Below are 17,261 nucleotides of genomic sequence, written 5' to 3'. Positions count from 1 at the left end.
CTCCGTTCAGTGATGGGCAAGGATCTCGCCGAGGAACTGCCTGGTGCGGGCATGCTGTGGATTGCGGAAGAATGCTTCGGGCGCGCCCTCTTCGATAATCTGCCCTTCAGCCATGAAGATGACCCGGTCGGCAACCTGGCGGGCAAAGCCCATCTCGTGGGTGACGCAAATCATGGTCATGTCGTCGTTGGCGAGGCCTATCATCGTATCGAGCACCTCCTTGACCATCTCAGGATCGAGTGCCGAGGTCGGTTCGTCAAACAGCATCACCTTAGGCTGCATGCAGAGCGCACGCGCAATCGCGACGCGCTGTTGCTGGCCGCCCGAAAGGTGAGCCGGGTACTTTCCGGCCTGGTCACCGATGCGCACGCGCTCGAGATATTTTCGCCCAATCGCTTCCGCTTCGCTCTTGCTGATGCGGCGCGCGCGGATGGGTGCGAGCATGCAGTTCTGCAAAACCGTCATATGCGGAAAGAGATTGAAGCTCTGAAAGACCATGCCGACGTCCTGACGGACGACATCGATCGCCTTGATGCTGTCGTCAAGCCGATGACCGTTCACCACGATGCTGCCCTGTTGGATCGGCTCGAGGCGGTTGATGCAGCGGATCAGCGTCGACTTGCCTGAGCCCGACGGACCGCAGAGCACGATCTTCTCGCCTTTTCGCACGATGAGATCGACGTTGCGGAGAGCCTGGTACCCGCCGTACCACTTCTGCACGCCCTTCATTTCGATCAGGATCTGGTCCTGCATGCTGGTCTCCGCCGTTGGGCGGCGGCCGACGCGGATCGCGTCGGCCGCTCGCGGTGGCTACTGGACGGTGAAGGGAACGCCGGGGACGGAGTCCGGGAAGACAGGGACCGGGACCTTCATCCATTTGGCGTAGAAACTGGCCAACTTGCCGTTCGACTTGATCTGGTCGATGAACTTGTTGGCCGTCTCGTTCCACTCCTTCTCTCCGAGGCGCGTGCAGGCGCCGTTGTACAGAGCGGTAAAGTGAAGTTTGGGCTCGAACCCCAGTTCCGGCTTTGCGGCGTTGAGGCGCTGCGGATAAAACAGATCGCGCCGACGGCCTGGACTTGGCCAGAGAGCAGCGCCTGGATGGTGGCGGCGTCATCGTCGAATCTGCGGATCTCGGTCCCGGACGGGGCGTTGTTGGTCACCTGAGTATCCTGCGTGGAGGACCGCGGAACGCCGATGACGAATTTGCTCATGTCGGCATTGCTGTTGATCGGCGTTGCCTGGGCTGCGACCAGTGTAATCTCGTTGGCGACGTAGGGTTTGGAATACTGCACCGCCTTCGCACGCTCGGGCAGCATGGCCATGGTCGCGAACAGAATGTCGACCCGGCCTGTGGTCAGCGCCGGAATACGATTGGCCACCGCCAGCGGAACGAACTCGGCCTTCACGCCAAGATATTCAGCGAAGGCCCGTCCCATGTCGGCATCGATGCCATCCTGCTTTCCCGAGCTGTCGACATAGCCCCAGGGAGGATTGTCGCCCTGAATGCCAATGACGACGACGCCCTTCTTCTTCACGTCTTCCAGAGTGCCGGCCTGCGATTTGCCTGCGATGGCGATAGCCGCCAATGCCAGCAGCGCGATGCCGAGCTGGCGACGGTTGGGTGAAAACAACATGAATATCTCCTCCTGGTGATGGCTGTTTGTGATTGAGCAGGTGCGCCGTTCCTACCTTTGACTGGCCAGGGCGAGCCTGGCCTCCATCCGACTGCCCCACCACGACAGTGGCCAGCAGAGGATGAAGTACATCGCGCCGACCACGCCGAAGACGAGCAAGGGCTGGAAGGTCTGGTTCGATACGATTTGACCGGCGCGGGCGAGTTCGATGAAACCAACGATGGCGGCGAGCGACGTGCCCTTGATGAGCTGCACGAGATAGCCGATGGTCGCGGGCAGCGAGATGCGGATTGCCTGCGGCAGCACGATGTCGCGCATGCGCGACGAATAGTGCAGTCCAAGCGCCATCGCGGCCTCGGTCTGGCCACGCGGCACGGCCTGTATCGCTCCGCGCCAGATCTCACCAAGGAAGGCGGAGGCATTCACGGTGAAGCCGATCGCCACCGCCACGAAGGCGTCGAGCTTCAGCCCGGTGAGCGCCAATCCATAGTACACGACGAAAAGCTGCAGCAGCAGCGGAGTGCCCTGGAACAACCCGATGTAAATGCGGGTGATCCACTCCACGCCCCTATGACCACAGGTACGCAGCAATGCTACAGCCAGACCTGCCGTGCAGCCGCCCACAAACGCAACCAGAGTCAGCAGCATCGTCCATTGCAGACCACGCAGCAGGAAGCCGAACTCGGGAAGGCCAAAATGCGGTGTCATGATCGCTCCCTCAGCGTGTCGGATATGAGAAGAAGCGGTGAGAGACGACGGCGAAGCCCAGCATCAAGAGCCAGGAGATCGCGAGGTAGAGGAAGGTGACGAAGAAATAGACCTCGAAGCTGCGGAACGTGTCGCTTTCGATGCGCTGCGCAACCGATGTCAATTCGTAGGCCGATACCGCCGAACAGATCGATGAGGTCAGCGTCAGCATGATGAACTGCCCCGTCAGCGAGGGGTAGATCGCGCGAAGCGCGGGCTTGAGCACAATGAACCGGAATACCTGCCCTTTGTGCAGTCCGAGCGCGTAGCCGGCTTCCACCTGTCCTTTATGAATGGACTGCACCCCGCCGCGGATGATCTCGATGGCGTAGGCGCCACCATTGACGCCGAGCGCGATGATGGCGGTGGCGGTCGGATTGAGCCTCAATCCGATGAGCGGCAGGGCGAAGAAGAGAAAGAAGATCTGCACCAGGAAAGGCGTGTTGCGCACGATCTCGACAAAGCCGATCACGATGGCCCGCAACCAGGCCGCCTTCGAGATCGCGTGCCGCGACGCCGGCGACGCCGATCATCATTGCGAGCGTCATGCCGGCAAGCGCCAGGGCCAACGTTCCCACGCACCCCCACAGCAGGGCCGGCATCGCGTGCCAAACCACCGAGAAATCGAGCGTATAGCCCATCTTGCGTTTCCTCTCGGGCGTTGTGCGTGCCGCTCGCCCATCGGCCGGGTGTTACCCTCCCAGGGATGCAAAAGTGGCGAAGAAAACGTCTGGATCAGGTGAGATGCCCGTGAACAGGCGGAATGCTTCGGTGCCCTGGAAGATCGCCATGCCACCACCATCGACGGTGCGGCAGCCGAGGGCACGCGCCGCGCGCAGCAGGGCGGTTTCCAGCGGGAAGTAGACGATCTCAGCGACCCACAGATCGGGACGCAGCAGAGCCGTCGGCAGCGGCGTGCCCGGATATTTGTCCATGCCGATCGGCGTCGCGTTGACAATTCCGTCTGCGGCAGCAACGGCGGCCGCGACATCCCGGCCGACCCTCAAGCGCCCTTCTGCAAATCGCGGGGACAAGCCGTCGACCACATTCTGCGCCTTGGCCGGGTCGACGTCGATGATGGTCAACTCCCGCACGCCGAGCTTCATCAGCGCGAAAGCGACTGCCGCTCCTGCACCGCCGGCGCCGAATTGGACGACACGACCGAGCGATGCACCCTGCATGTTGCGGCGAAAGTTCTCGGCAAAGCCGAACCAGTCGGTGTTGTGGCCGATGATTCGGCCATTCCTGACGACCACGGTGTTCACGGCACCAAGCGCCTCCGCGTCAGGCGAAAGCTCATCCAGGAGTGGAATGATCGCCTGCTTGCAGGGATGAGTCACGTTCAGCCCGTCAAAGCCCATCCACTTTGCCGCCGTCAGCAATTCCGGCAGCGCTTCGGCACCAAGCTTCAACTCAGTCAGGTCAATCTTCTTGTAGAGATAACGGATGCCCGCGGCGTCAGCGGCCGCTTCATGCATAGGCGGAGTGCGTGACGCCGCGATGCCGCTCCCGATCAGGCCGACGAGAAAGCTGGACTTCTGATGCATGGCCGGCATCGCCCGTCAGCTCAAAGGGACAGTCAGCTCGGCGATGACCTGAGCCGTGCTCGGTCGAACGCCGCGCCACCAGGCAAAAGCTTCCGCCGCCTGCTCGACCAGCATGCCGACGCCGTCCGCCAGCTTGGCTACGCCTTCGGCGCGGGCCGCTTGCAGAAAGGGAGTCAGCCCTTTGCCATAGGCGAGTTCGTACGCCAGCTCCGCACCGCGGAAGACGTTGCCTGGAAGCGGCGGCAACTCACCCCGCAGGCTGGCCGATGTCGCGTTGACCACGACGTCATAGCCTTCGGCGAGATCGGCCAGTTCAGCATAGCCGCTGACGATCAGGGGACCAAAACCGGCGAACTCTTCGGCCAATGCCACAGCCTTCGATAAGGTACGATTGACGAGAACCAACTCGGATGGCTCCTGACGCAGGAACGGCAGCAGCGCGCCACGCGCTGCTCCTCCAGCGCCGAGCATCAGGACGCGGCGGCCGGTCATTTTGACGCCGAGATTGACGGTGATGTCGCGCACGAGGCCGATCCCGTCGAAATTCTCGGCAACGATCCGATCGCCGTCGAACTTCAGGCAGTTTGCAGCGCCTGCTCGTTTGGCGCTCTCTGAAAGCTCATTTGCGTAGGCGAAGGCATCGAGCTTGAACGGGGCGGTGATGTTCAGCCCCTTGGCGCCCTCTGTCCGGAATTGATCAACCCGCTCGTTGAAACCATTGAGGGGGCCCTCGATCGCCTCATAGACAAGGTCCTGTCCTGTCATTCTGGCGAAAGTGCCATGGATGAGAGGTGATTTGCTGAAGCCGATCGGATTGCCGATCACCGCATACCGGTCGCTCATCGCTCACTCCCGCACTGCGACTTCGTTGTAGAGAACCCCGTCACGCACCATCGCCTCGACGAGGCCAGCCGAGAGTCCCAGCGACTCTGCAATGCGGCGATTGTCCTGGCCGAGCAGCGGCGCTGGAGTACGCACGGTGGTGTCGCAATCAGAGAACCGGAACGGCAGGTTCGGCAACGTCACCTTGCCGAGCACAGGATGCTCCTGCTCGACCAACATGCCGCGCGCGTGGATCTGCGGATCGTTCACGACCTCTTCGATGGTCTGCACGGGAGCGGACGGCACACCAGCTTCGTCGAGTGCCGCAAGACAGGCGTCCCGAGAGGGTTGCGACAGCGTCCAGGTGCGCACAATCTCCATCGCTTCGGCATAATGGGCGTTGCGCGCAGCAGGCGTGGTGAAGCGTTCGTCGGATGACAAGCTGCTTCCCCCAATCAGTGTCGCCAATCGTCGCCACGCATCATCAACTTGCGCGGCGATGACAAGATTGCCGTCCTTTGCCGGAAAGACGCCGTAGACGGTCGAATCTGGCTGTCCGCTTCCGGTCTGCTTCGGCAGGTCGGTACCGCCGGAGAGGAAGTAGCGCTGCACCGCATAGTCGTGCATCGAGACCATGCAGTCGTACAGCGCCAGATCGATGTGTTGACCGCGCCGGGACGACGCGCGGCCGACCAGCGCGGCATTGACGGCAGCCACGCCGTGAATGCCGGTGTACATGTCGGCCAATGGCATCCGCAGCAGCGGCGGCGCTTCGCCGGGATTGCCCAGTTGCGCCAGAGCGCCCGACATCGCCTCTGCGATCAGGCCGAAGCCGGGACGGTCGGCATAGGGACCGGTGTGGCCATAGGCGGAGACCGAACAGTAGATCAGTCCGGGATTGCGCGCCGACAGCGTCTTGTAACCGAGCCCGAGGCGTTCGAGTGCGCCGGGGCGGTAGTTCTCGATGAAGACATCGGCCGTGTCGACCAGCTTCATCATCATGTCGAGGCCACGCCTGTCGCGCAGATCGATGCACAGGCCCTGCTTGCCCATGTTCTGCTGCAGGAAGTAGCCGGATTGTCCGTCCTTGAAATAGCCGTGGGCGCGACCCGCATCGCCTTGCTTCGGACGCTCCACCTTGATGACCTCAGCGCCCATCGCGGCGAGGCAACGGCCCATGAACGGGCCTGCGAGAAAATGGCTGTAGTCGATGACGCGAATGCCTTTGAGCGGCAGATCTTGGAGCGGCAGATCTTGTGCGGTCATGCCTGCCCTCCCGCGACGCTGGTCTTCGGGCGCATCGGAATCATCAGCCGGTGCTCGCCTAGCTGCACCACTTCGCCGCGCTGGTTGATCAGCTCCGAGGGCAGCACCACGATGCCCCACCCTTCCCGCTTCGTGGCGCGCATTGAACCAACGCGGAACTTCACATGTACGGAGTCGCCGAGCTTGATCGGCAGCTTGAAATCCCATGTCCAGCCCAGCGACATTCCCGGGAGGAAGCGGTAGTCGGCACGGGTCTTCAAACCATCGGCCAGCGACAGACCAAACAGCCCGTGCGCGACGCGCGTACCGAATGGTGTAGTCCTGGCGTATTCCTCGTCGACATGGACCGGCGTGAAATCGCCCGTCAGCTCGGCGTAGGCGTTCACCATCGTTTCGGTAACCGTCACTGAGGGAGTGACGCATTCGTCACCGACCCTGGCATCGTCCCAGTAGCGCTCATCGGTCATGTCGCGTGTTCCTTAGGCCCGTGGATCGATCGCCAGCGCCGCTTCCACGGCACCCGTACTGGCTTGCAAGATTTCGACGTTCAGCCCGCCCGGCAGCTCGAGCCAGTTCGGCCCGGCGGGCAGTGCTTTAGCGCCCCACGCGGCAGCTCGGGCGAGCACACCTTCGTAATCGTCGACCATGATGCCGAGATGGGCGAGGCGGCCCTCCGGTCCGACGAAGTTCGGATCCTCGATGAGTTGCACGCTTCCGAGCACCCATACCTGACGCGGGCGCGGGCCATCGGCGGGTTGCTCGTCTCGGATAGCGAGACCAAGCACCTCACGAAAGAAGTCGACGTGACGATCAACATCCGGCACGCGAATCGCGACGTGCTCGACATAAGCGCGGGGCAACGACATCGTCTCAGGCCTTTCCTGGATAATCGCTGCGGGCGTATTCGAGCCCTTTGATCAACGCGACGAGGGTCGAATTGACGGGGGTCGGGACGTTGAACTTGGCCCCCCAACGCACGACCGAGCCGTGAATGTAATCGACCTCAGTCAGGTTGCCGGACTGCAAGCTCTGCAGCATCGAGGTCTTGAACTCGGATGGCAGCCCAGCGGATGCCATCGTCCAAGCGAGCCGAGGGTCGGCAATCGAGATCTTGACGCCAGCGGCTTGCGCGACTGCGATGCTCTCCGAGATTGCGGCCAGCGCACACTCTTCCAGGACAGGCAGTGAATACAGGCCGCCATAGGTCAGCCCGGTAACTGCGGTAATTCCCCCACCGGCCACGTTGATGAACAACTTGTCCCACATCGTGCCCAAGATGTTGTCGCTGAGCAGTGTGAGAACACCCGCACGATTGAACGTCTCGGAAATTCGCTGTGCGCGTTCGGTCAGGCGTCCATCGAGCTCGCCGATGATGGTTTCCTTGCCGACGACCCCGGAGCGAACATGACCGGGTCCGAGCAGCACGCCGCCAACATAGGTCTTGCCTGCCATGACCCTGTCACCACCGACTTCCTCCGAAAGGATGTCTTCGTGGCCAAGGCCGTTTTGCAGCGACATCACGACTGTCTGCGGTCCAATGACCGGCGCCGCCGCCCGGATCGCGTCGCGCGTGTGGTAGGATTTGACGAGGATGATGACCAGGTCCGCCGTGTTGCCGACCTGGTCCGCGGAGGTGCAGGCAGAGACCTTCACGATGGTCTCAGCGCCACCTTCGAGCATCCGCAGACCACCGGCGTTGATCGCGTCGACGTGAGCCTGAAACGGATCGATCAACCAGACCTCGGCACCGCCGCGCGCCAGCGTGCCGCCGATGGTCGAGCCCAAGGCTCCCGCTCCGACAAAGCAGATCCTCATCCGAACGCTTCTCCCTCGCCGATTTTGGCGTTGGAAGCGTGCTAGCAGGCTGCCTCGTATTTGGATATGCTATGACACTTATAACCATTATTGCAGATCGCAATGAAGCAACGGGACCCATCCGAGACGAACCTTTTGGAGCCGCGCCTGCTCCGGCTGTTTGACGCGTTGTTCTCCACGGGCAGCGTCACCAAGGCCGCCGAGAAGCTAGGTCAAAGCCAGCCGACCATTTCCATTTGGCTGGCGCGCCTGCGAAAGGAATTGGACGATCCGCTCTTCATTCGGTCGGCCGAGGGAATGCTGCCGACGCCGCGCGCCGAGGCGCTCATCGGCACAGCGAGGCAGGCGCTGGAAATGCTGCGTCGTCTGGCCGAGCTTCGTTCCGAGTTTGATCCGGCGACCGCAAAGCGCCACTTCGTTATCTGCATGACGGACGCGAGCCACATCACGCTCCTTCCCGCCATACTCGCCCACGTTCGCAGCGTTGCACCGGGCATCCGCATTGAGGCCGCGCAGATCGGCGGCGATACACCACGAATGCTGCAGTCTGGCGAGGCCGATCTGGCGCTCGGCTACATCTCGGATCTCGACACCGGGCACTTCCAGCAGGCACTGTTTCCGCAGGATTGGGTCTGCTTGTCGAACGCGCAACATGCCCGGATCCGCGACCGCATCACCGCAAGGGATTTCACGCGTGAGGCGCACGTCCTCATTCGCTCCGGCACCGGACATCAGTTGCTCGCGGACGCGCTGCGGGATCAGCGGGTGGTCCTTGACGTTGCGCTTGAGCTGCCCGGCTTCTTGGGGCTACCCGCAATCGTCGGGACGACGGACCTGATCGCTACCCTGCCAAGGCACATCGGCGAAACGTTGGCTCACTATTACGGACTGCGCGTGCTCGACTGCCCGCTGGCGATCTCCGGCTTCACGGTGAAGCAATATTGGCACGCTCGCTTCCACCACGACCCGGCAAACCAGTGGTTGCGTGACCTGTGCGGAGAGCTCTTTCAACAGCAGGAAGTGCGGGGTCTCTATCGTTCCGGCCGGCCGAGGAAACGAAGGCCACGCGATTTGCAGTCGTAGTGGTCCCCGGTACGGAGGAACTACCGCCCCCGAGGCCGCCGGCTGGGCGGACTGCGGCACGGCTGCAATTCCGCACAAAGCGCATCTCGCGTCCGCTTCGTTCGCCGTAGCTTCTCCGATAACGTGGTCAAGGGCTGTAACTACTCCCAAAGCTTTCATTGATCCGAGATAAGTCGTGCTTTTCTAGCTGTCGACGCCACACTCGCTGGTCTCGATTGAGCCGGCCGGTCTCGCGGTATTGTTCGTTCGAAGCCCAAGGCAAGGCCGACGTTCCCTTCCCTCAAGCGGCTGATTGCGGCGTCGGCATCCAGCCGCTGTCCTCCCCCACTGCTGCCCCGGGGATCTTCGATCCGGCTGCGGGTTCGGGAGCGTTATTCTGTCCGAGTTCACGGGCCAACACCTCGCGGTCACAGGCGTTCTCCCACAGCGAAACGGTGATGGCAGCGACACAGTTGCTGATCATGCTGGTCAGCGCCCGCGCCTCTGACATGAAACGGTCGATACCGACGAGCAGCGCCACGCCGGTCGCGGGCAGGTCCGGCATGACGGAGAGGGTCGCGACAAGCGCCACGAAGCCGCTACCGGTGACGCCGGCCGCCCCTTTGGACGTCAGCAGCATCAGTCCCAGCATCGCCGCAATCTGTCCCCAGGACAGATGAATGTCGCAGGCCTGGGCGATGAAGATGGACGCCAGGGTGAGATAAATGGCGCTGCCGTCCAGATTGAAAGAGTAGCCCATCGGCAACACGAGCCCGGACACGCCTTTCCGGCATCCGAGCTGCTCCAGTTTGCGCAGCGCGCCAGGCAGCGCCGGCTCCGACGATGACGTGCCGAGCACGATCAGCAGCTCTTCCTTGAAATAGCGGATGATCTTCCACAGGCTGAAGCCGTTAAGCCGCGCCAGCGTCCCGAGCACGACGGCCACGAAGATGGAGCAGGCGATATAGAATGTCAGGATCAGCAGTCCGAGTGAGCCAATCGAACGGATGCCATAGCGGCCCACCGTGAACGCCATGGCGCCAAAGGCGCCGAGCGGGGCAAGCTTCATGACGAACCCGAAGGCCACGAACAGCACGTGAGAGAACGAGGTGACGGCCTTGGTCACCACCACACCGTCGTCACCGGCGCGGCTCAGCCCAAAGGCGATGAGGATGGAGACCAGCAGGACCGGCAGCACTTCGCCATCGGCAAACGCGCCAAAGAAGGAATGCGGGATGATGTGCAGCATGAAGTCCGCAAATCCGGTCACACCGGCCTGCTTGGTGAATTTCGCGGCCACCGACGGATCGAGCGTATTGACGGACACATGCATGCCCACGCCAGGCTGGATCAGCAACACCGCGATCAGCCCGGCCAGCAGGGCGAGCACGGTCAGCAGGTAGAACAGCGCCATGGATTTCACCAGAGTGCGGCCGACCTCGCGGGAATCACTGATGCTGTTGATGCCGCTGACGATGGTGCAGAATACGATCGGCGCGATCATCATCTTGACGAGCTTGACGAAGCCGTCTCCCAGGGGCTTCAGCGCGGCACCAAATTCAGGCCAGAGATGGCCGGTCAAGACACCCAGCACGAGGCCGATCAGCACCTGAATGTAAAGGATCCGATAGAATGGCTTTCGCGCCTCGATGCGCACAGACCCGGCCAGCGCTTGCGTGTGCATTTTCGTTTCTCCCAAAATTCCGATTTTTCGGCTGTGATTTTTCTTGATGGTTGAAGGCGGACCGAGTTCAGGCCGCCAGGATTGAATGAAGCACGTGCGCTCGCCGGGCGAAAACGTGACCCTGAAGAATTCGGCGGGCCGTCCGCTGCACCCGGGCCACCGGGCCGGGCTCCAGCCGAACCACGAGTTGGCCGGAGGGATGGGCGAGCGTGATCGGCACCGGCGGCGCCAGCGATCCAACCATCTCCGCCGCGATTGTACCTGACGTCACACAGGCCGTCGCGATCGCGACTGCGCCGGTCACAGCCAGAGCGCTATGACAGTCGTGCGGCATGAAGTACCGCGTGTTCAACGTCGCTTCCGTCGCGGGAGCAATCAGGACCGGTTTCGGAATCACCATGGCCGCGGAATTCGGAAAGCCCATCCGGCGTCCGGCCTCGATGCGCAGGCTTTCGAGCCGCGCGCGGAAGCCGCCGTCGGCGAACTCCGAAGGTGCCTCGCGGCCGGTCCATCCCAAATCCACGGCGCGGACCAGCATGACCGGCATGGCTGCGTCGATGCAGCTGACATCGATCCCTTCGATACGGTCGACCGGCCGTCCTGTCGGCAGGAGGCGACCGGTGCGTGCGCCGGCCGCGTTGGGGAACGACAGTTCGATGGGCGCGGCCGTTCCCGGCACCCCGTCGATCCGCGCCTCGCCCTCATAGGTCACCCGCCCGCCAGGGGTGGACACCGTCGCGTCGATCAGCTTGCCGGTGTTGACGTTGTGGATCCGCACATGGGTGCGATCTGGGGACGCGGCGACCAGACCGGCTTCGATTGCGAACGGTCCCACCGCTGCCAGCATATTCCCGCAGTTAGGCGACATATCGACGATCCCTTCATGCACCCTTACCTGGGCGAACAGGTAGTCGACATCTGCGCCGGGGACCGATGCCGGTCCGATGATCGCGACCTTGTTGATGACGGCATTGCCGCCGCCGATTCCATCGATGCCCAGATCGTGCCCGCCCCCCATCACCGACAACAGGACCGCATCGCGTGCCCTGGGATCGGCCGGGAGATCGCTGGCCAGGAAAAACGGCCCGCGCGAGGTTCCGCCGCGCATGACCACACAGGGAATGGCAATCTGATCGTTCATTGGAGCTGTTCCGTTCGGCGACATCTTCGTGCGAACAGAGCATGGGCTCTTGCAACTCTTCTGTAAAATGCAAATATATGAAGTATTAATGCATCATACGGTATAATGGGAGCCAGCCATGAACGCAGAATTGCTCGACCTCAAGGCGTTCATTACCGTCGCAGAGACTGGAAGCTTTGTCCGCACCGCCAAGGCGCTAAACCTGTCGCAGCCGGCGCTCAGCCGACGCATTCAGAAGCTGGAAGAAAGCCTGGGTGCGCCGTTGCTCGAACGTTCGACGCGTCACGTCAATCTCACCATGACCGGCCGCGACTTCCTGCCGAAGGTGCGCCGTCTCATCGACGAGTTCGAGACCTCGGTGCTCGCCATCCATGATATTGGCGCGCGAAGTTCAGGCCTGGTCTCGGTGGCTGCGGTGCCGACAGCGGTGTTTTATTTCCTGCCGCGTGCGATCGGTCGTTTTGCCGAGGCGTATCCGCGCATTCGCGTCCGGATTCTGGACATCGGGGCCAACGAGGGATTGGAAGCGGTCGCGCGCGGAGAAGCCGACTTCGGCATCAATTTCATCGGTGCGTCGCATGCCGAAATCGAATTCGAGAAACTGGTCGAGGATCCTTTTGTCCTGGCCTGCCGCCACGACCATCCGTTGGCATCGCGCAAACAGGTAAGCTGGTCGGAGATCGCCCCGCACCGGGTCATCACCGTCGGTCGCAACAGCGGCAATCGCGCATTGATCGACAATGCGCTGGCGCGACACGGCCTGCAGCTCAACTGGTCCTACGAAGTCGCTCACCTCTCCGGTTCGCTTGGCTTGGTCGAAGCGGGGCTGGGCATCGCGGTCCTACCGAGGCTGGCGACCCCGGCCGCCGGCCATCCGATCATTCACACCGTCAGGTTGACCGAGCCGGAGGTGTCGCGAACGATCGGAATCGTGCGCAGGCACGGGTCGATGCTATCCCCTCATGCCAGCCAATTTCTCAAGATGCTCCTCGAGGCATGGCGCTCGCCTTCCCGGACGACTATTCGCGGTAGGCCGCGCCCCCGACCCTAGAGCCAAAGACGACCACCAACTTCGCATACGATCTCTGCGGCCGTTCGTCTTGGCCGCCTGTCAATGAGAACCGTTGAGCGTGAGACCATGTTGTACGCAGCAATGGTCGCCATGACTTCCACGATCCCACCGTCGTCGAACGTTTCCCTGAGCTTCCCAAAGAGTGCGTCCGACACGATGATGTCGCGCGTCATCGCATCGGTAAGCTCGAGCATCAGCGCTTCGCGGGAAGCGAACGCTGCCGCGATGCCATCCTGTTTGAGAGCCTCGATCTTCTCGTCGCTAAGACCAGCGCGCTTCGCGATCGGCGCGTGGGCGGAAATTCAGACCCCGCGCATGCGCCACAAGCCTGCTCACGTTGGCTGTGAAAAGATTTTTCTTGATCTCCCGGTGCACACGCCGTGCACACGCCGCCTTCTAACCGATTGAAAACCTTGAGCTCTCGCTCCAATCCATCATGGGGAAGTTTGAGCTAGGTCCAGCCAGCGCGAAATAGCGAAATCCAACATGGGACTATAACGACCGCTTTGCGCTAGAAGCGCTCGATCACGAGTACCTTCTTGGGAGTGCCAGGCAACTCAGTCCGCGTATATGATATGCTCCTGACAGAGCGACGCGGAGGGGATGGCAGAGACTCCCTGTGCCGACTTCCTTGTCACTCAGCCGCTCGTCGACCGCGACGGCGAAGCTTGCCCACGTCGCCGGCACGGCCGTTGGACCTTTACGCCGCGCGAACGTAGCCGTACCGCAGATTCGAGGGCTCTTTGGCCGCCAGCGCATACTTGTCCTTGAGCGAAGCGAGACGATCATGTGAGAAGGCCGGCATCCCGGTGTTGTCAGCCGCTTTCAGCCTGATCTTATAGAATTTGGTGGCGTTGCCGCCGAAGATCAGCTGCTTGGTGACGCTATTCGCGTCGCCAAGCGGCGCAAATCCGTGTTTCTTCTGCATGTCCTCCGGAATTTCGAGGCGGCGCAGCGCCTCGATCTGCCACTGCGGCGAGCCGTACCAGACCGAGTCAGTACCCCACATGACGTGATCAACCCCCATGCCCTTAATCAGCGTGCCGACCAGCGCGGCGCAGAACTTCGGATGCGCCACCGCCGAGTTGGCAAAGGACGTGCCGAGTTCGGCATAGACGTTGGTGACGCCGAACTTCTGCGGGATCTCGGCGAGATCTGTAGCCCACTGGATGTGGCCGGTCTGCTCAAACTCAGCCCAGGCCTTGTCCGGCAATTCGAGGAACGCCCTTAGCGCCGAGTGGTAGATCACGAAGTTCATCTGCGGCCAGTCCTTCGCCGCCTTCCCGATGTCCCAGGCGGTAGCGTATTCCCACACGCCGGCGAACGACTTCTCGTAATCGGGCGGCAGCAACCCCTTGTGGATACACAGCGTGTTGATGCCGGCCTTGACCGCTTTTTCGTAGAACGGATACATCACCTGCTCGTCGTCAAGCCGCCATGGGAACTTGGAGGGCGCCAGAGGATCGCCGATCGTGTAGGACTTCCAGGAATCCGGCTTGTAGACCTCGATCGCCTTGTCGACCTCCTCCATCCAGCCGGGCTGCTTGGGGGTGATGACGCTATGCGCCAGCAGGCGGCGCGAACCGGCAAAATCGTTGATGAGTTCGCGCGCCTTGACGATCTGCTCGTTGGAGAGAAGCCACCAACTCGGATCGTCGAACGGCGCGCCGCTCAACAGCGCCATGTTAGTGTCGCTGTCGTAGTAGATCTCTTTCACGTAATTCTGGAACTTGTAACGGGCGAGCGAGGAGACGCCCTCCTCCTTCATCCTCGGATTCCAGTGCTGGCTCGCAAAGTCCGCCAGGCCCAGAAGCTCCTTGTGATCGAAGTCGTCGCGCACGAAATGGGTCTGGACGTCGAAGATGAACTGGCCGGCGAGGCCTTGCGCGCGCGCCAGCATCAGCTCGGGCTCGCGGGCTTCTGCGGGCGCTACTTGGAAGACATTGCCGTAGACGTCGTTCATTGCGAGAAACGCGGCCGCCATGCCGCAGCTCGTGTGCAGGAACTGCCTGCGGCTTAAGCCGAGGTGCTTGCGGTTCAGATCGGCGAGCTCGTTGATTCGCGCCTCGACCTTCTTTTGTGTGGTGCTCTGCGGCGGCGGGAGATACTCGCCATTGGAAACGATCTGGGTGGGAATCGGCGTTGCCGCAGAAGCCGCTTCCGCACCCGCGACGAGGCGCTGCTCTCGTTCACTAAGCCAAGTGCTCATCGTTCTCCTCCCTATTTTGAGATCGAAGCGCGTGATGATCGTGACCACATCGAGGCTGCATGCGTCCGGCTCCTTCGGAGCAGTTATCGGCCGGCTCGCCACAGCGCGCTGTCTCGCTCAAAGATTGCATAGCAGCACGCACGACGCGACGAATTCAACGCTCAAACTTCCATGACCACAAGCGGAGTAATCCGGCAGCCGCACTGTCCCAAACTATCTCGCTTCTGATCGCTTTCAGAATTCAAGAACGAAATCTTTTCGGCTGAGTGGAGCACTCTGTGGTCTTTCGCTGCCTTGTGTGCGGCCGACGTCTGCTTAGTACGAGGCAGCTCCTACTCATCGTCCAGGGCAAGCCTCAATTGCTGCAAACGTGGACGACAACTGCATGTTTCCGCTTTTCGGGGCGCGTTTTGGGTGTCACCATGCTCGTGAAAGGACGGGAGGGCCGCCATGCGCTGGTGTGTCTCGGTCGGGGCGGTGCTTGTTGCGGGGGCGATGGTCGGAGGAGACGTTGCTGGCATTGCCGCGCCAAGCCCGAAATCTCGATTCGCCGACACCAAACACAATGTATCATCCGTCAATGTCGAGCTCATTATCGCCGTCGACGTCTCTTATTCGATGGATATCGACGAACTTGCCATTCAGCGCGATGGCAATGCACAGGCCATCGTGTCGAAAGACTTCCTGCAGGCGCTGAGGGCCGTTCCGGGCAGCAGGGTCGCCGTGACCTATTTCGAGTGGTCGATGTCGGGCGACGACAAGATCATCATTCCCTGGCGCGTGATCGACGGCCCGGAATCGGCGGATGCCGTGGCCGCCGAGATCATGAAAACGCCGGTTCGCCGAGGTTCGAGCACCTCGATTTCCGGTGCGATCAATTTCGCACTGCAGTTGTTCGAAGAGAGTCCGTATCGCGGGTTTCGGCGCGTCATCGACATTTCCGGCGATGGGCCGAACAACGATGGAGCCCCCGTAACCGGCCCGCGCGACGCTGCCCTGGAGCAGGGCATCATTATCAACGGCCTCCCGATCATGGTGAAGGAGCCATCCCTCTCGACGACCGATATCGAGAATTTCGATCTCTACTACGAGGACTGCGTGATCGGAGGGCCGGGCGCCTTCATCATGACGATCAAAGATCGCGAAAAATTCCAGGAAGCGATCCGGACCAAGCTTGTTCGCGAAGTTGCGGGCCTCACGCCAGAACACGGGATCGTCCCAGCCGCCGAGAAAGAGCCTCGGGTGCCCTGTCTGATCGGCGAAAAAAAATCGCGGGAGCGCGGCCGGCGGTGAACGTCGAGACAATCATTCAGAGCCGCCGACGAACAAACTTTAAGTCGGGTGTTAAGGGGTCGACCGGAAATGGCTGACGTATGGCCAAAACGGCGCGACTGGCGAGCAGGCTTTGGAAACTGTGCCCCAGCAGACCGTCGTCAACATAAATTGGGATATATTGCGGCACACGGAGGTGCGATATGGCGACGGCAGCTACCCAAGTCGTTCTTGATACGCCGGCGGCTGTGTTCCAGCTTCCGGCCACCGACGGCAATACTTACACACTGGACGACGTTGCGGGCGAAAAAGGCACGGTCGTCGTCTTCATCTGCAACCATTGTCCCTATGTAAAAGCGGTGATCGACCGCATGGTTTCGGACGCTCGCGTGCTGATGTCGGAGAGCATAGGCTTTGCGGCGATTTGCTCGAACGATGCGGCGAGCTATCCTGAAGACTCATTTGAGAATATGAAGCATTTCGCGAAGGCTCATGATTTCCCGTTTCCATATCTCCACGACGAGACCCAGACAGTCGCTCGGGCGTATGGGGCGGTCTGTACGCCGGACTTCTTCGGTTACAATGCCGACCGCAAGCTCAAGTATCGCGGCCGGCTCGACGAAGGGCGCACAACTCCGCCTCGCGCGCGGGCGCCCCGAGAGCTTGTCGAGGCCATGTGCGCGGTCGCGTCCACCGGCCTGGCGCCGGCTGACCAAAAGGCGTCTATTGGCTGCTCGATCAAATGGAAGGACGAATGAAGCCGATCCCTGGCAACAGGTTTCGCATCTGAGACCCCTGCGTGCGGCAACATTTGCTGCACATGTGCGATTTGACTAGCGGCATCACGAGGGCCCTGCGGCTGCTGCCGGGGTCGCATTCGCCCCTCCTCCTTCAGGTCTGCTTCAGGGGCAAAACGGACATCAATCGGTGAGAAAACCGGCTAACTCAGTCGAAGTTACCCATCTCGGACCATCGGAGCCATTGGTT

General features: G+C 61.6%; 16 protein-coding genes and 2 pseudogenes. 4 read left to right on the top strand and 14 right to left on the bottom strand.

The window, feature by feature from the left end:
* Window positions 1-6 precede the first annotated feature (6 nt).
* From N2603_RS19105 to N2603_RS19060, 10 genes and pseudogenes are all read right to left on the bottom strand, one after another.
* Window positions 7-753 carry an amino acid ABC transporter ATP-binding protein gene (locus N2603_RS19105; protein WP_260389960.1) on the bottom strand — a complete coding sequence of 249 codons (747 nt, stop codon included), beginning with the start codon at window positions 751-753 and terminating at the stop codon, window positions 7-9.
* A 57-nt stretch (window positions 754-810) separates the two neighbouring features.
* Window positions 811-1,637, bottom strand: a pseudogene (locus tag N2603_RS19100) (transporter substrate-binding domain-containing protein).
* Window positions 1,638-1,688: 51 nt separating this feature from the next.
* The gene (locus N2603_RS19095; RefSeq protein ID WP_018643974.1) at window positions 1,689-2,345 is read right to left on the bottom strand and encodes an amino acid ABC transporter permease; all 657 of its coding nucleotides are present in this window, start codon (window positions 2,343-2,345) and stop codon (window positions 1,689-1,691) included.
* 10 nt (window positions 2,346-2,355) lie between these two features.
* Window positions 2,356-3,025: pseudogene (locus N2603_RS19090) on the bottom strand (amino acid ABC transporter permease).
* Window positions 3,026-3,076: 51 nt separating this feature from the next.
* On the bottom strand, window positions 3,077-3,931 hold the full coding sequence (locus N2603_RS19085) for a shikimate dehydrogenase (protein WP_260385728.1): 855 nt from the start codon (window positions 3,929-3,931) through the stop codon (window positions 3,077-3,079).
* A 15-nt stretch (window positions 3,932-3,946) separates the two neighbouring features.
* The gene (gene aroE / locus N2603_RS19080; protein ID WP_018643971.1) at window positions 3,947-4,774 is read right to left on the bottom strand and encodes a shikimate dehydrogenase; all 828 of its coding nucleotides are present in this window, start codon (window positions 4,772-4,774) and stop codon (window positions 3,947-3,949) included.
* Window positions 4,775-4,777: 3 nt separating this feature from the next.
* On the bottom strand, window positions 4,778-6,019 hold the full coding sequence (locus N2603_RS19075; protein WP_260385729.1) for a CaiB/BaiF CoA transferase family protein: 1,242 nt from the start codon (window positions 6,017-6,019) through the stop codon (window positions 4,778-4,780).
* Window positions 6,016-6,486: a MaoC family dehydratase gene (locus N2603_RS19070; protein WP_260385730.1), complete on the bottom strand. Its 471-nt coding sequence runs from the start codon at window positions 6,484-6,486 to the stop codon at window positions 6,016-6,018. Before N2603_RS19070 ends, N2603_RS19075 begins: the two co-directional genes overlap by 4 nt.
* A 12-nt stretch (window positions 6,487-6,498) precedes the next feature.
* Window positions 6,499-6,885: a VOC family protein gene (locus N2603_RS19065; protein WP_260385731.1), complete on the bottom strand. Its 387-nt coding sequence runs from the start codon at window positions 6,883-6,885 to the stop codon at window positions 6,499-6,501.
* Between the two features lie 4 nt (window positions 6,886-6,889).
* Window positions 6,890-7,834, bottom strand: a complete 945-nt coding sequence (locus N2603_RS19060) for a ketopantoate reductase family protein (RefSeq protein WP_311741472.1) — start codon at window positions 7,832-7,834, stop codon at window positions 6,890-6,892.
* A gap of 102 nt (window positions 7,835-7,936) precedes the next feature.
* Between N2603_RS19060 and N2603_RS19055 the strand changes: the two genes are divergently transcribed.
* On the top strand, window positions 7,937-8,917 hold the full coding sequence (locus N2603_RS19055) for a LysR family transcriptional regulator (RefSeq protein WP_260389958.1): 981 nt from the start codon (window positions 7,937-7,939) through the stop codon (window positions 8,915-8,917).
* Between the two features lie 280 nt (window positions 8,918-9,197).
* Here the strand turns inward: N2603_RS19055 and dctA are convergent, their stop codons facing one another.
* Window positions 9,198-10,580: a C4-dicarboxylate transporter DctA gene (gene dctA, locus N2603_RS19050; protein ID WP_260389957.1), complete on the bottom strand. Its 1,383-nt coding sequence runs from the start codon at window positions 10,578-10,580 to the stop codon at window positions 9,198-9,200.
* A 67-nt stretch (window positions 10,581-10,647) separates the two neighbouring features.
* Complete coding sequence (locus tag N2603_RS19045) at window positions 10,648-11,721, bottom strand: 4-oxalomesaconate tautomerase (protein WP_260389956.1); 1,074 nt, start codon at window positions 11,719-11,721, stop codon at window positions 10,648-10,650.
* 118 nt (window positions 11,722-11,839) lie between these two features.
* On the opposite strand from N2603_RS19045, the gene N2603_RS19040 reads away from it, so the two are divergent.
* On the top strand, window positions 11,840-12,772 hold the full coding sequence (locus N2603_RS19040) for a LysR family transcriptional regulator (RefSeq protein ID WP_049813027.1): 933 nt from the start codon (window positions 11,840-11,842) through the stop codon (window positions 12,770-12,772).
* On the opposite strand, the gene N2603_RS19035 is transcribed toward N2603_RS19040, so the two are convergent.
* Both N2603_RS19035 and N2603_RS19030 read right to left on the bottom strand, forming a co-directional pair.
* Entirely contained in the window at window positions 12,769-12,987 is a 219-nt protein-coding gene (locus N2603_RS19035) for a carboxymuconolactone decarboxylase family protein (RefSeq protein ID WP_027544618.1), read from the bottom strand. The genes N2603_RS19040 and N2603_RS19035 overlap by 4 nt on opposite strands.
* A 506-nt stretch (window positions 12,988-13,493) precedes the next feature.
* Entirely contained in the window at window positions 13,494-15,002 is a 1,509-nt protein-coding gene (locus N2603_RS19030; protein WP_260389955.1) for an amidohydrolase family protein, read from the bottom strand.
* A gap of 450 nt (window positions 15,003-15,452) precedes the next feature.
* Between N2603_RS19030 and N2603_RS19025 the strand changes: the two genes are divergently transcribed.
* Window positions 15,453-16,295, top strand: a complete 843-nt coding sequence (locus N2603_RS19025) for a DUF1194 domain-containing protein (RefSeq protein ID WP_260389954.1) — start codon at window positions 15,453-15,455, stop codon at window positions 16,293-16,295.
* A gap of 182 nt (window positions 16,296-16,477) precedes the next feature.
* Window positions 16,478-17,032 carry a thioredoxin family protein gene (locus N2603_RS19020; protein ID WP_260389953.1) on the top strand — a complete coding sequence of 185 codons (555 nt, stop codon included), beginning with the start codon at window positions 16,478-16,480 and terminating at the stop codon, window positions 17,030-17,032.
* The last annotated feature ends 229 nt before the right edge of the window (window positions 17,033-17,261 follow it).

The organism is Bradyrhizobium huanghuaihaiense (assembly GCF_025200885.1).
GTDB lineage: Bacteria > Pseudomonadota > Alphaproteobacteria > Rhizobiales > Xanthobacteraceae > Bradyrhizobium > Bradyrhizobium huanghuaihaiense.
Note: the sequence above shows the minus strand (reverse complement) of the source record. Positions and strands in the feature narration are given on the sequence as shown.